The sequence below is a fragment of the Parasutterella secunda genome (assembly GCF_024733725.1).
Lineage (GTDB): Bacteria > Pseudomonadota > Gammaproteobacteria > Burkholderiales > Burkholderiaceae_F > Aphodousia > Aphodousia faecalis.
Map to the genome: position 1 here is coordinate 84,548 of NZ_JANRHP010000003.1, position 14,256 is coordinate 98,803.

Sequence of the window (14,256 nt, forward strand, 5' to 3'; positions counted from 1 at the left end):
CTTATTCTCCCTTTTTATCGGCTTGCTGTTTTTCCTGCACTTGAGCATCAGATTCTGCAGGAACGCCGTTTTCTTTTTTCTCAGACTCTTCGTCACGATCATAGAACGTGAGCTCTCCGCTCTTTAAGGCCTTGGCTTCGAAAGCCGTTTCAGCCGCCGCTGCCTTCAAGTCAACGTTACGTTCATTGGCACTGCCTGAGACACGCATAATCATAACGTAGAAAAGTGGCACAAAGAGCACACACAAAAGCGTACCGGTAATCATGCCGCCCAACACACCCCAACCAATGGCGTTCTGAGCTCCGGAACCGGCTCCATGAGACATAGCCAAGGGCAACACACCGAGACCGAAGGCCAAAGACGTCATCACGATCGGACGGAGACGCAGACGGACCGCGTCAATAGCCGCGTGCACAATATCTTCACCGCTGTCGTGCAAGTCCTTGGCAAATTCCACAATCAAAATAGCGTTCTTACTGACCAAGCCGATTGTTGTAATCAAGCCGACCTGGAAGTAAATGTCGTTATTCAAACCTCTTAGGCCCGTCAGCGCCAAAGCACCGATCACGCCCATCGGAATGACCAAAATCACGGCAATCGGAATGGACCAGCTTTCATACAAAGCGGCCAAGCACAAGAACACCACCAAAATGGACAAGGCGTACAAGGGCGCTGCCTGACCACCTGCTTCACGTTCCTGGTAGGAAACACCCGTGTAAGCAACGCTATAGCCAGCAGGGAGTTTCTCAGCGATTTCTGCCACAGCCGCCAAGGCGTCACCTGAGCTAAAGCCCGTTCGCGGATTACCTTGAATGTTCACGGCAGACAAACCATTGAAACGTTCCAGACGAGGCGAGCCGTACTTCCACGATGTCGTTGAGAACGCGGAGAAAGGCACCATCTCACCGGCACTATTTTTCACGTACCACTTACCTAAATCTTCCGGTTTTTGTCTAAATTGGCTATCGCCTTGGACATAAACTTTCTTCACACGACCGCGATCGAGGAAGTCGTTGACATACGTACTACCCCAAGCCGTTGCCAGTGTTGAATTGATGGAATTAATGGACACACCCAACGCGCGGGCTTTTTCCACATCAATATCCAAGTGCAGCTGCGGCGTATCTTCCATGCCGTTCGGACGAACTGCGGTCAGATGCGGGTGAGCATTACCCATGCCAATGAACTGGTTGCGTACCGCCATCAATTCATCGTGAGTTTGACCGGCGCTGGCTTGCAGATAAATGTCAAAGCCATCGGCAATACCCAATTCAGGCACAGCCGGCGGCGGGAACGCGTAGGCATTCGCATCCTTATATTGAGAGAACTCTGCCATAGCGCGAGCCGTGATGGAGTTAACGTCCTGACCATCGCCCTCACGTTCACCCCAATCCTTCAAGCGCACGAACATCAAACCGGTGTTCTGTCCCGTACCACCGAAAGAAAAGCCTGAAACCGTAAATACCGATTCAACGTTTTCTGCTTCTTTTTCCTGGAAGTACTGACTCATACGACCCAACACTTCCTGGGTTCTTTGCTGAGAGGTGCCGGCAGGCGTAATCACCTGAGCAAGCAAAATACCCTGGTCTTCACCCGGCATAAAGCTTGAGGGCAACTTCATAAAGCCAAACACCACGCCGCCCAAAATAATGGCGTAAACCAAAAGCGTGCGGACAGTATGTGGGATAGCTTGACCGACCTGAGTGCGAATCATCAGGGAGAACTTTTCAAAACCACGGTTAAAGCGGCCGAAAAAGCCCTGTTTGTTTTCGTGATGATCTTCATCGATCGGCTTTAAAAGCGAAGCGCAAAGCACCGGCGTCAGGATCAAAGCCACTAATACAGAAAGCACCATGGCCGAGACGATCGTCACGGAGAACTGACGATAAATGATGCCGGTTGAACCGCCGAAGAAAGCCATCGGCACAAACACTGCCGCAAGCACCATGGCGATACCCACCAAGGCGCCCTGAATCTGACCCATGGATTTTTCCGTCGCCTCTCGTGGTGATAAGCCTTCAGTTCGCATCACACGTTCAACGTTTTCCACCACCACAATGGCGTCGTCCACCAGTAGCCCGATGGCTAGCACCATAGCAAACATCGTTAGCACGTTGATGGAGTACCCCATTGCCTGCAATACCCCAAACGTACCCAAAAGCACGACCGGCACGGCAATAGTCGGAATCAAGGTTGCACGCCAATTCTGCAGGAATAGGAACATCACGCAGACCACAAGCACGATAGCTTCAAAAAGCGTGCGAACCACTTCCTGAATAGAAATGCGAACGAAAGGCGTCGTATCAAACGGCACCACCCATTCCATACCATCCGGGAAGTTCACCTGCATTTCATTTAAGCGGGCTTTCACACGATCGCTCGTAGCCATGGCGTTGGCGCCTGAAGCCAAACTAATGGCCATACCGGTGGATTCTTTTCCGTTATAAAGAGCGATAACGTTGTAGCTCTCCTGCCCCATCTCGATTCGGGCTACATCCTTCATCAAAACACGTGAACCGTCCATGGACGTCTTCACCATAATGTTTTCGAAGTCTTCAACCGTCTCCAAAAGCGACATGGAGTTAATCGTGGCATTTAATTCGTAACGTGTCGCTGAAGGCAAGTTACCGATAGCGCCGGATGAAACTTGTACGTTTTGCTCTTCGACGGCCGCAATGATCTCGTCTGTCGACAAGGAGTACTTGTGAAGCTTCTCAGGATCGAGCCAAATACGCATGGAGTAAGAGCTACCGAACACTTCCACTTCGCCCACACCGGTAATACGTGAAAGCGGCTCCTGAACATTGTTGACCAAATAGTCAGAAAGATCGGCGCTGCTCATTTTGCCGTTTTTATCGACAAAGCCCACCACCATCAAGAAGTTGGCGGCCGATTTATCCACGTTCACACCTAACTGTTGCACCACTTGCGGCAGACTGTTTTCCACGGTCTTTAAGCGGTTTTGAACTTGAACCTGGGCAATGTCAGGGTCGGTTCCTGCTTCAAAGGTGATATCAATGGAAACGCGACCGGACGAATCGGAGTTAGAGGCCATATATAGATAGCCGTCCAAACCGGTCATCGCTTGTTCGACCTGTTGGGTAATCGTATTTTCAATGGTTTCAGCCGAAGCGCCCGGGTAGGTTGCCGTGATGGTTACCTGAGGAGGCGCGATCTGCGGGTACTGAGAGACCGGCAATCTTGTAATCGACAGGATACCGGCCAACATGATCACAATAGCGATCACCCAGGCGAAAATCGGTCGTCCTAGAAAAAATCGAGACATAAATTAATCCTTTGCCTTGTCTTATTTCTTATTGCTTTGCTGGGGTCTCAGTCGCGGCGGCTGCCGGTTGCGCAATTTTGACTTGTGCACCAATACGCACCTTGCCGATGCCTTCAATCACAACTTTTTCACCTGCCTGCAGACCTGATTCAATTAACCAATTCGTGCCGACTACACGGTTGGCAACCACATTGCGTTGTTCAATCGTATTGTCTGGCTTTACTACATAAACATAGGCTTGACCTTTCGGGTCGCGCATCACGCAACGTTGAGAAATAAGAACAGAATCCGGACGAGCGCCTTCTTCAAGACGGGCGCGCACGAACATACCGGGTAAAAGATCACCGTTAGGATTGGGCACAACCGCACGCAAATTAATCATCCCCGTGCCTTCGTCCACTTCTTCACCCGTGAAGGTTAATTTGCCTTTTTGCGGATAAACGGAGCCATCTTCCATTAAAACAGTGACTTCGACAGCACCGTCTTTAGCCTTAATCTTGCCCGAAGCAATTTCGTGCTTTAAGCGCAACATGTCAGAACTTGTTTGACGAACGTCCACATAAATGGGATCCAGCTGTTGCACCGTCGTCATAAATGTCTGATAAGCGTTGGCCAGCGCACCCGGCGTAACCTCAGAGCGGCCCACTCGTCCTGAAATCGGGCTTTCGACCTTGGTGTAATCCAAATTGGTTTTAGCCGTCTTCATGGCTGCCCGCGCTGTCTTCATTTGAGCTTGAGCGGCATCGTTGTCTTGCTTACTCACGGCATTGACCTTCACCAACTGGGCAGAACGTCTGGCGTTGGCTCGGGCTAATTCATAATTGGCCACGGCTTCTTCATAGGCGGCTTCATACAAAGCCGGATCAATTTGATAGAGCTGGTCACCAGCCTTAACCATCTGACCTTCGGTGAAAGTTCTCTTTTGAATAATCCCGCTGATCTGGGGACGAACTTCGGCCACTTGGTAAGCGCTCGTGCGTCCGGCAAGCTCCGTTGTCATCACAGGAGTAGACAGCTCTACCGTCACCACTCCCACTTCTTGGGGCCCCTTCGGGGCACTCGGAGCCTCACCCTTACAGCCTGCCAACGACAAAGCTGCCACGACTGATAAAGCTACCGCAGCGTACTTGGGCGCAAACTTTGAATACATCTTTTACCTTTCTCCAAACATCGATGCCGGCGTTGATCCGACAATAAATAACCAAATGTGACTGAACGTTCATTCAGTCAAAAAGTGAAAGTGCGTTCATTATGACAGAAAAGACCGAAAATTGGTTTTTATTACTTGATCTTTAAGGCAAAAAATATTTCAGAATGTAACTCACATTAGGGTTACTACCTAGTGACCTTTTTAAATGAAAAGGTAACAATGTCGACATTTTTATGTTTCGATTTTTGACCAGCTCGACATGTCTCTTGAGATCTTTCACCTGCAATACTTTTTAGCTGGATTGGTCAGTCTTTTAGTGATCACCAACCCGCCGTCCAAAATTCCGCTTTTCATCAGCCTCACACAAGGCATGGATGAAGCTCAGCGCAAGTCTCAAGCGAGATGGGCTGCGATTTATGCCGGCATCATCATGTTTGTCAGTTTATTGGCTGGCAACCTCTTATTAGCTTTTTTCGGCATTTCCTACGGGGCGTTGCGAATCGCCGGCGGCTTCATGGTTGCGGTCATCGGTTATCAAATGCTTTTTGGCCAACAAACCCCCTCTCCCAATAAAGCCCCGTTGGTCCGTCGAGATCGTGAGGATTACGCTTTTTTCCCCATCGCCATGCCGATGATCGCCGGTCCCGGCACAATGGCTGTTATCATCGGTTTTTCCACTGAAATTGCCGAATATCCCCACTGGGAAGATCAAGTCGCAACCTTTTTCATGATGACCCTTGCCATTGTTTTTTGCTGTCTGGTCTGTTGGGCAGTCATGCGCTCTGCCGACTTCTGCGGTAGAAAACTTGGCCCGTCCGGCACCATCATTGTCAGTAAATTAATGGGGTTCCTCTTGGTTTGTATCGGCGTGCAGTTTATCGGCTCCGGCATCCGCGCCTTTGCGACCGGTATGTAAATTCCACCTGCGCTTTATCAAAAAAGCCCCGAAGTTCATTTCCAATCTTCGGGGCTTTTCATTATCTTGACAATGGTTACTCGACTGTAACGCTCTTAGCCAAATTGCGCGGTTTATCCACATCGTTGCCGCGAATAAAGGCCGTGTGATAAGCCAAAAGTTGCAGCGGAATTACGTGCAAAATCGGCGAAAGCGGCCCGTAGTTTTCAGGCATACGAATAACGTGAATGTGTTCGCTCGATTCCAAACCGGTATCGGCATCAGCAAACACATAAAGTTCGCCCTTGCGCGCTTCCACTTCTTTCATGTTGCTCTTGAGTTTTTCCAACAATTCATCGTTCGGCGCCACCGTCACAACAGGAATAGACTCGTCAACCAACGCCAGCGGACCGTGCTTGAGTTCACCGGCAGGATAGGCTTCCGCGTGAATGTAAGAGATTTCTTTTAATTTCAAAGCGCCTTCAAGAGCAATCGGATAGTGAATACCACGTCCTAAGAACAAAGCATGTTGCTTGCTTGCAAAACGCTGAGCCCAGGCAATCACTTGAGGTTCCAGAGCCAATACAGCACTGACTGCCTTGGGCACATGGCGCAAAAGCTTCATGTATTGGTCTTCATCTTCAGCAGACAAGCGTCCCTTGACCTTTGCCAAGCACAATGTCAGTAAAAAGAGCGCTGTTAATTGCGTGGTAAAGGCTTTCGTGGAGGCCACACCGATTTCCACCCCCGCACGCGTGATGTAACGCAAGAGACTTTCGCGAACCATGGCACTCGTGGAAACATTGCAAATTGTCAGCGTCTGTGTCATTCCCAAGTCTCGTGCATGCTTTAATGCCGCTAACGTATCGGCCGTTTCACCGGACTGAGAAATAGTGACAACAAGGGTCTTCGGATCCGGAACGCTCTTACGGTAGCGATACTCACTTGCGATTTCCACATCACAAGGAATGCCCGCGATGCCTTCAATCCAGTACTTAGAAGTCAAGGCCGCATAATAACTGGTTCCGCAAGCGACCATTAAAACACGGTGAATATCTTTGAAAACTTCTCCGGCCTTTTCGCCAAAAAGAGTTGGCGTTACTTCGCCCACCGCCTCAAGCGTATCGGCAATGGCTCTCGGTTGCTCAAAGATTTCCTTTTGCATGTAATGACGATACGGTCCTAACTCCACGGCATTGCTAAACGCTTCCATTTGGCGAACTTCTCTTTCAACCGGGATAAACTCTGTCCCTTGGTGAGAGTAGATTTGATAGCCTTGCGGCAACAAATCCGCCACATCGCCGTCTTCTAGATAGATAAAACGGTCTGTTTCGCCGGCAAGCGCCATCGTATCCGAGGCGGCAAACATCTCACCATCGCCCACCCCTAAAACCAAGGGGGAACCTTGGCGGGCCACAACGACACGATGGGGATCTTCCTTACAGAAAACGGCAATAGCGTAGGCCCCACGTACACGATTTAATGCCGCTTGAACGGCTCCCAACAAATCGCCCGTGTACTTGTCACGAACCAAGTGAGCCAAGACTTCCGTATCGGTTTGACTGGTAAATTGAACACCTTTGGCCGCCAATTCCTCACGGATTTCCTCATAGTTTTCAATAATACCGTTATGAATCAAGGCGATTTGGTCACCGGAAAAATGCGGATGCGCATTGCAAACCAACGGTTCGCCGTGCGTAGCCCAACGAGTGTGAGCGATTCCTAAAAAGCCTTGCAACTGATCCTTATTGATTTGTTCAGAGAGCTCGGAGACACGCGAGACGCTTCTGACACGCTTTAGGCCCTGATTCCAAACGGCCACACCGCAGCTGTCATAACCGCGATACTCAAGACGTTTTAATCCTTGAACCAAAAGCGGCACCACATTCCGATGTTTAGAAGTCGCAGCAACAATACCGCACATGATGTTTTCCTTTATTGCTAAATTTATTTGTTTTTCGTCGGACGTTTCCAACCTTTAATGGTCATCTGGCGTGCTCGGGCAATCGTCAATTCACCATCTGGAGCATTCTTGGTAAGGGTTGTCCCCGCTCCAAGCGTCGCCCCTTTGCCAACTGTCACCGGCGCGACAAGTTGCGTATCCGAACCAATAAAAGCGTCGTCCAAAATCGTGGTTCTGAATTTATTGACACCATCGTAGTTACAGGTAATGGTGCCAGCACCGATATTAACCCGTGCCCCCATATCTGTATCACCGATATACGACAAGTGGTTTACTTTACTGCCCAGACCAACCACGGATTTCTTAATTTCAACAAAGTTGCCGATATGCGTCTGATCGGCCAAAGTCGTTCCCGGACGCAGGCGGCTGTACGGTCCCAAACGAGCCTCTTTACCCACCTGTGCACCATCAAAGTGGCAAAACGGCAAAATTTCAGTTCCTTCGCCAATTTCAACGTCTTTGAGCACACAATAGGCACCGACTCGAACGCCGTCACCTAAAACAACCTTACCGCTAAAAATACAGCCGACGTCAATGGTGACATCCTTTCCGCAGATCAATTCCCCTCGAACGTCAATCCGATCGGGATCAATCAAGGTCACGCCATCATTCATCAAACGCAGGGCGTTCTCTTTCTGATAGGCTCGCTCAAGAGCGGCCAACTGAACCTTATTGTTAACACCTTCGACTTCCGTGGCTGTTTGTGCCGTCGCTGAATTGACAGCGATTGCCTCGGAAACCGCACGGGCAATAACATCGGTCAAATAGTATTCACCTTGCGCGTTTTCATTTCCCAATTCATTGAGCCAGCGCTCAAGATACCGAGTCGGCAACACCATAATGCCTGTGTTAACTTCATTAATGGCACGCTGTTCATCGGTAGCGTCTTTTTCTTCCACAATGGCACAAACGGCACCGTCTTGACGAACAATTCGACCATACCCCCTGGGGTTATCTAAACGAACAGTTAAAAGTCCGACGCCGCTGCCGGCAGCCTGAATCAAATCTTTCAGCGTCTCAGGGCGAATCAGCGGCACATCCCCCAAAAGCACTAAAGTGGGTTCATTTTGATCACAGTACGGCAACGCTTGAAGCAATGCATGCCCCGTTCCCAACTGTTCAGCTTGCAAAGCAAAAGTGATATCTTCGTCTTTTTCAAAATACGCTTTTACTGCCTCGGCACCATGGCCAATGACTACGATTAAGCGATTATTGGAACCTAAAAGACGGGCTTTTTCAATGACATGCTCAAGCATGGGCTTGTCAGCAAGGGGCTGAAGCACTTTCGGTAGACGCGAACGCATCCGTTTACCCATGCCGGCGGCAAGAATAACGATATTCATAAAATGACTTTTAGTACAGATATGTCAATTAACCGTATTGTACTCGATTCGTTCCCAGCACTTCTGAGTAGACAAGACCGGAAACAAAATGGGCCACATTAAAAAATGCAGCCCTTTGTTTTTTAAAGACGTAGTGTGCGATTTACGCTTCGGATTCCTGGTGAATACCAGCCAAAAGCCAACCGCCCTGACCGTGAACGGGTTTGGTCAAAATCCACGTTTCATCCACGCGTTCTGCTTCGCCACTCACGTTTAACGTCCCGTCAAAATGAACGCCGGCAAGGTACTCTTCACCATCGCGCACAATTCCACGGAAGTCTGATTTCAGCGTCACAATTTCAGTCTGATAATCCTGTGCTCCCCGTTCACGCAACTGATGGGTAACGGTACGGAATACTTCATCGGTCGTAAAGTCAGAAAGCGACGTCACATTACCGGTATCCCAAGCCTTTTGCATCTTAGCGAAATTGGCCTCTGCCACTTTCAAGAACTGTTCCACGTCGAAATCGGCCGGCAGTTCCACTTTCTGTGCGGAAGTCGGATTATTAAGCTCATCTAAAACACTTCCGGCCATAGGCGAAGAACCACTGAAAGCGCTCTGCGAACTCTGCGGCTCAGAAGAAGCATAATCGTAGCGGCTTTGCATGGAATCTTGGCGAGACGCTTCAGCGGAATGCCCCGGCATTCCCGCGGGCCTACGTTTCACGAGGAACAATCCCAAAAGCATTCTGATAACGTAAAAGGCCACAAGCGCCATTAATGCGATCATCAAAAATTGGGCAAAGCCTTCGCCAAGACCCAATGCATGAGCCAAAGCGGTAATACCTAATGCGGCAGCTAAACCCATCAGCATGCCGCGCATGGGGCTGGGAGCCGCGGTTTGAGGACGCGGCTGCTGAGCGGGAGCGGCCTGTTGTTGGCGCTGTTGCTGTTGGGGATTAACACGTTGTTGGTTAATGCCCGCTGAAGGCGCTGGTGTCGCTTTCTGAAGCGTAGGGGCGGAACGACCGAAACTCATACCGCCTCCGAAACGTCTGGCCGCATCAGCAGAAACTGATAGCGACATCATGGTCAAACCAATCGCTAAAATCGCAATCCATTTTTTCATTGAGAAAAACTCCTAAGGACCTGAAACAAAATCCCCTTCAGGTTAAGAGGGAAAACTTATTGCTCGACTACTTTATCGGCTTTCTACCGATATGCAAGGCACAAACACCAAACGTTAAATTGTGCCAATGAACATCTTCAAGACCGGCCGCGCGCATCATTTCTGCCAACACCGGCTGACTCGGATGCATACGGATTGACTCCGGCAAATAACGGTAGCTCTCACTGTCGCCGGATATCTTTCCGCCCAACCAGGGCATCAGACGGAAAGAATAAAAGTCATAAAACGGCGCCAGTAATTTGTTAATTTTGGAAAATTCCAAAACCATCACTTTGCCGCCCGGTTTGCACACTCTTTGCATTTCACTGAGTGCGCGATCCTTATGCGTCATATTGCGCAAACCAAAACTAACCATCACCACGTGAAACGTATCATCCGGGAAAGGCAACTTTTCGCAGTCGCATTGAACAACCGGCATGTCAAATCCGGCCTCACGCATACGCTTTGCTCCGATACTCAGCATGGAGCGGTTAATATCCGTCGGCCAAACCTCGCCATCGCGACCCACGAGCTTAGCAAACTGAAGCGAAAGGTCCGCGGTTCCGGCCGCCAAGTCCAGAACTTTCATCCCGCGGGCCACATCGGCTTTATGAATGGCATATCGCTTCCAGAGACGATGCATTCCAAAAGACAAAACATCATTCATTAAGTCATACTTGGGAGCGACCGAATCAAATACTTCCCTGACTTGTTTAGCTTTATCTTCTTCTGCAATGCGTTTAAAACCGAAGTCGGTTTCGTGGCGGTTATTTTCCTGAGACATATCAGTGGTGACAAGTTTTCTTTAACGGTAATTCAAACGGCTTGTTTCTGGGATCATCGGGCTCTCGGCTCGCCCCAAGCTCCCCCAGTCGAGCCAAGTAATTTTCCCACAAGGCCCCTTTATCGACTGCAAGTTTTCTCAAATAATCCCAGTCGTAATAACCCGAATCATGGCCGTCTGAAAAAACTATTTTGATCGCATACAACCCGACAGGCTCTATTGCAACAATACTGACTTCACGTTTTCCAACCGGAAGTCTTGCCTGATCAGGCGTATGTCCCTGCACTTCAGCCGAAGGACTCAATACCCTCAAAAATTCCGCCGGCAGCCGAAAGTTTTCTCCATTCTCGTAGGTGAGCTCCAACTCTCGGGATTGACGGTGATAGGCAATATCTACAGGGACAAACATGGCTTTTTTGCCAACTATTATTAGGTGGTACCTCCGACAGGAATCGAACCTGTGACGCGACCTTCGGAGGGTCGCATGATATCCACTTCACCACGGAGGCAGGAATTGCAGATTATAAAGGACTTTTTGTCAAACGAATGACGACTGTCTCGTAATTAAGTGTAATTAAAAACGGTATCGGGCTGAGCAACTTAATCGGGTGTGATCCTGATACTCCCGTCCGAAAGTCTTCTCTGCTTCAATAGAGGCCGTGATTCGATCATCAACCTGATAATCAGCACCGAAACTTGCCCGCCCCCATGTGTTAAACACAGAATCGGTAAACGTTTGTCTATCTTGAGCTTGCAAATACCGCCCTGAAACGCGTCCTAAAAGATCCCGGTAGTAACCTAATAAAAAATAGGTGGAAGTGGATTCGCCCAACGTCACTTCACTTTTTAATCTTAAGGCCACAACGAGATTCTCTATTGCATCGTATTGAACATCGGTTTTATGAATTTCCATGCCTTCCGAACCCAGACGGCTGTAAGTCAAACGAACTTGAGGATCTAAAACCACCCGAGACCAAGGTGTCATACGTCGACCGTACTCTGCCCCAAGGTAAAGTCCCTGCATGGAATTTTCTTCTTTTGCACCGGAAAACAGACTCTTGAGGCGCAGCACACCAAGCTTTAATAGCCCGCCGACATAAGAGCCATCCTCCCAACGATAGGTTCCATAAACACTTGCTCCCATTGTTTCGGTCGCTGAAGATCCTTGTGTGTAATAGGACGAGCCTTTGCCAAAATCCATGGTACTGCCAAGAATCAAGTGATCTGAAAACTGACGATCCACTCCAAGCAAAACAAAGCGGTGATCACAACTCATCTCGCCTTGTTCCCAATTTTGATACCGCTTGACGGACCACCGTCCTGCCTGATCAGCATCGTTTCTGACAGCATCCATCCGTTCATAAAGATGGCGCATGCCGCTGCGCCGCCAGGTCAAAGAATTTGATAATGCAACTTCCTTGGCGCTGAGCATTGAGGTGGACTCGGGTTGGCTTTCAGAGGCAAAAGCAACGCCCATGAGACAAAAGACCGACACCGCCACTAAAGACTTATTGAGCAATTTCATCATACGTCGATGGGATCCACATCCATTGTCCAATGAACCGATGAGCGTATTTCACTGAGCGCCCGATACCATTGTTTTAAAAACAGCCCCATGGCTCCCCTTGAAGAGGCCTCTACCAATAGTTGGCCGCGTTCCTTGTCCGCCACCTTCATCACGGCCATGGGGATCGGATCATAGATGACAACCTGTTGATTGACTTGAGCCGCCAAAATATCCTCGCCCAGCCTCAGGGCTTGCGATAAAAACTCAAGAACCTTGTCGATTTTGACATCATCAGCCAATAAAAGTGCCTGGCAAACAAAAGGAACCGTGTTTTCAGCCTTTCGAATTGCCAAAAGGGAGTCTGCATAACGGCAGTAATTCTGTTCGGCCAACGCCGCAAACAGTTCCCTGTCACCAAAACGACTTTGAACAATCATGCGGGCCGGCAAACCAAAGCGGCCGGCACGACCGGCGACTTGCATTAAATTGGCAAACGCTCTTTCCTCGCTTCTGGGATTGGCACTTACTAACTGAGCATCAATGTTGAGGACCACCACCAGGGAGACTTTTTGAAAATCGTGCCCCTTGGCCACCATCTGAGTGCCGACCAAGATATCAACATCGCCGGCATGGACAGCCTCAAAAGCCAACTTCGCTGCATTTTTTCGCTGTGTCGAGTCGCGGTCTATTCTTAAAATCCTCGCCTGTGGCCAGAGCTCTTCCAATGTTTCTTCAATTCTTTGCGTGCCGGCTCCCATTGGCTGTAAATCCACATTGCCGCAATCCGGACAGCGACTGTAAACAGGCGTGGACCACCCGCAGTGATGGCAAATCAGTTTCGCGTGAAACTTGTGATAGACCGCATAGGTTGAACAGTGAGGACACTTGGAGAGCCAACCACAACTCGGACAGGTCAAAACAGGAGCATAACCTCGTCGATTTAAGAAAATGATGACTTGTTCATTTTTCTGAAGTGTCTCACTAATAGCGTCAATGACTTCAGAACAAAGTCCTTTGACCAATTTCTGATTTTTGGGATTGACGACACTTAAGGTCGGCAGTTTCGCCCCTTGCACAGCCCGTTTACTCAAGGTTAACAAGTGATAGCGACCGCTTTTAACTCTGCTCCAGGTCTCAAGCGATGGCGTTGCCGATCCTAACACAACCGCAATGCCACGCAATTGGGCCAATTTCACGGCCAAATCTCGAGCCGAATACCGGATTCCGTCACCGGCCTTATAAGACAAGTCGTGCTCTTCATCAACAATGATCAGATCAAGATCGGGCATATCCGCAAAGATTGCCATGCGGGTACCAATCAATATTTGGACACGTTTTTCATGCGCCGCCAACCAGGCCCTGGCTCTTTCTCCATTGGCCAATCCCGAGTGCAATGTAGCCATGGATCGATCTGGGAAATGGCTCCTAACTCGTTCTTGCAGTTGTGGTGTCAAGTTGATTTCGGGAACAAGAAAAAGCACTTGTGCCTGTGGGTTGACCGAAAACACTCTTTCCATCATCCGCAGATAAACCTCTGTTTTCCCGCTGCCCGTCACACCATGCAAAACAAAAGTCCGAAAACCTGAGCTTGCGGCCAAAGTTTCTACCGCTGCCGTCTGTTCATTGTTGAGTTGTAAAGCGGGAACTGCTTGACTGGTCTTTTTAAATTTAAATGGTTTTCTCAGCCTTTCCAAAGACTGTTCATATTTAGGCCCGGGCTTACTGCGGAAAAATGGTGGTAAGGCAGCAATGGCCACTTCTCCCCAGGAGTGTTGATAGTAATCCGACGCAAATTTCGTCAGCTTCAGCCAACTTTCCCCTAACGCCTCAGTTTCATTGAGCAACCGAATATAGCTTTTTTGTTTTTCTTCAGCGATATCCGTCTGATTGCTAACGCCAACAATAAGACCCACGGCCGAACGGTTACCAATGGGTACAACACAGCGGTCCCCAATCTTAGGGGATGTCCCATCCATCACTTTGTAGGTCAACGGCGGCAATAAAGGAATATCCAGTGCCACACTGACAAAACGGGGGCTAGGCATTAACAACAAAATCCTCAGTTAACTTGCGTGTCATTGTATCCGAGAGCTGTTTAAGAGAGAAAAAGAATTACATTTCTAATCAAATCTCTCGTTTTGATCCTGTGGAAAAGTCAAATTTCTGAAAACTCCATAATTT

The 14,256-nt window shown here is 49.1% G+C and carries 10 protein-coding genes and 1 tRNA gene; 1 reads left to right on the forward strand and 10 read right to left on the reverse strand.

Annotated elements, in window-relative coordinates:
• Position 1 precedes the first annotated feature (1 nt).
• Both NW199_RS03930 and NW199_RS03935 read right to left on the reverse strand, forming a co-directional pair.
• Complete coding sequence (locus tag NW199_RS03930) at positions 2-3,286, reverse strand: efflux RND transporter permease subunit (RefSeq protein ID WP_289567793.1); 3,285 nt, start codon at positions 3,284-3,286, stop codon at positions 2-4.
• 28 nt (positions 3,287-3,314) lie between these two features.
• Complete coding sequence (locus NW199_RS03935) at positions 3,315-4,436, reverse strand: efflux RND transporter periplasmic adaptor subunit (RefSeq protein ID WP_258333685.1); 1,122 nt, start codon at positions 4,434-4,436, stop codon at positions 3,315-3,317.
• 259 nt (positions 4,437-4,695) lie between these two features.
• Between NW199_RS03935 and NW199_RS03940 the strand changes: the two genes are divergently transcribed.
• The gene (locus tag NW199_RS03940; protein WP_258333686.1) at positions 4,696-5,352 is read left to right on the forward strand and encodes a MarC family NAAT transporter; all 657 of its coding nucleotides are present in this window, start codon (positions 4,696-4,698) and stop codon (positions 5,350-5,352) included.
• 76 nt (positions 5,353-5,428) lie between these two features.
• Here NW199_RS03940 and glmS read toward each other — a convergent pair whose 3' ends face one another.
• From glmS to priA, 8 genes are all read right to left on the reverse strand, one after another.
• Positions 5,429-7,255 carry a glutamine--fructose-6-phosphate transaminase (isomerizing) gene (glmS, locus tag NW199_RS03945; protein WP_258333687.1) on the reverse strand — a complete coding sequence of 609 codons (1,827 nt, stop codon included), beginning with the start codon at positions 7,253-7,255 and terminating at the stop codon, positions 5,429-5,431.
• Positions 7,256-7,278: 23 nt separating this feature from the next.
• The gene (gene glmU / locus NW199_RS03950; protein ID WP_258333688.1) at positions 7,279-8,637 is read right to left on the reverse strand and encodes a bifunctional UDP-N-acetylglucosamine diphosphorylase/glucosamine-1-phosphate N-acetyltransferase GlmU; all 1,359 of its coding nucleotides are present in this window, start codon (positions 8,635-8,637) and stop codon (positions 7,279-7,281) included.
• A 142-nt stretch (positions 8,638-8,779) separates the two neighbouring features.
• Complete coding sequence (locus tag NW199_RS03955; protein WP_258333689.1) at positions 8,780-9,745, reverse strand: Tim44 domain-containing protein; 966 nt, start codon at positions 9,743-9,745, stop codon at positions 8,780-8,782.
• Positions 9,746-9,812: 67 nt separating this feature from the next.
• Positions 9,813-10,568, reverse strand: a complete 756-nt coding sequence (ubiE, locus tag NW199_RS03960; RefSeq protein ID WP_258333690.1) for a bifunctional demethylmenaquinone methyltransferase/2-methoxy-6-polyprenyl-1,4-benzoquinol methylase UbiE — start codon at positions 10,566-10,568, stop codon at positions 9,813-9,815.
• Position 10,569: 1 nt separating this feature from the next.
• Complete coding sequence (locus NW199_RS03965) at positions 10,570-10,977, reverse strand: gamma-butyrobetaine hydroxylase family protein (protein ID WP_258333691.1); 408 nt, start codon at positions 10,975-10,977, stop codon at positions 10,570-10,572.
• A 25-nt stretch (positions 10,978-11,002) separates the two neighbouring features.
• Positions 11,003-11,077 (reverse strand) — tRNA-Arg (locus NW199_RS03970).
• Positions 11,078-11,142: 65 nt separating this feature from the next.
• On the reverse strand, positions 11,143-12,096 hold the full coding sequence (locus NW199_RS03975) for an autotransporter outer membrane beta-barrel domain-containing protein (protein ID WP_258333692.1): 954 nt from the start codon (positions 12,094-12,096) through the stop codon (positions 11,143-11,145).
• Positions 12,093-14,120 carry a replication restart helicase PriA gene (gene priA / locus NW199_RS03980; RefSeq protein WP_258333693.1) on the reverse strand — a complete coding sequence of 676 codons (2,028 nt, stop codon included), beginning with the start codon at positions 14,118-14,120 and terminating at the stop codon, positions 12,093-12,095. Before priA ends, NW199_RS03975 begins: the two co-directional genes overlap by 4 nt.
• Between the last annotated feature and the right edge of the window lie 136 nt (positions 14,121-14,256).

Excerpts from the sequence above, each read along its gene's own strand:
- NW199_RS03930 (WP_289567793.1), bottom strand. The coding sequence starts at position 3,286 with ATGTCTCGATTTTTTCTAGGACGACCGATTTTCGCCTGGGTGATCGCT.
- NW199_RS03935 (WP_258333685.1), bottom strand. The coding sequence starts at position 4,436 with ATGTATTCAAAGTTTGCGCCCAAGTACGCTGCGGTAGCTTTATCAGTC.
- NW199_RS03940 (WP_258333686.1), top strand. The coding sequence starts at position 4,696 with ATGTCTCTTGAGATCTTTCACCTGCAATACTTTTTAGCTGGATTGGTC.
- glmS (WP_258333687.1), bottom strand. The coding sequence starts at position 7,255 with ATGTGCGGTATTGTTGCTGCGACTTCTAAACATCGGAATGTGGTGCCG.
- glmU (WP_258333688.1), bottom strand. The coding sequence starts at position 8,637 with ATGAATATCGTTATTCTTGCCGCCGGCATGGGTAAACGGATGCGTTCG.
- NW199_RS03955 (WP_258333689.1), bottom strand. The coding sequence starts at position 9,745 with ATGAAAAAATGGATTGCGATTTTAGCGATTGGTTTGACCATGATGTCG.
- ubiE (WP_258333690.1), bottom strand. The coding sequence starts at position 10,568 with ATGTCTCAGGAAAATAACCGCCACGAAACCGACTTCGGTTTTAAACGC.
- NW199_RS03965 (WP_258333691.1), bottom strand. The coding sequence starts at position 10,977 with ATGTTTGTCCCTGTAGATATTGCCTATCACCGTCAATCCCGAGAGTTG.
- NW199_RS03975 (WP_258333692.1), bottom strand. The coding sequence starts at position 12,096 with ATGATGAAATTGCTCAATAAGTCTTTAGTGGCGGTGTCGGTCTTTTGT.
- priA (WP_258333693.1), bottom strand. The coding sequence starts at position 14,120 with ATGCCTAGCCCCCGTTTTGTCAGTGTGGCACTGGATATTCCTTTATTG.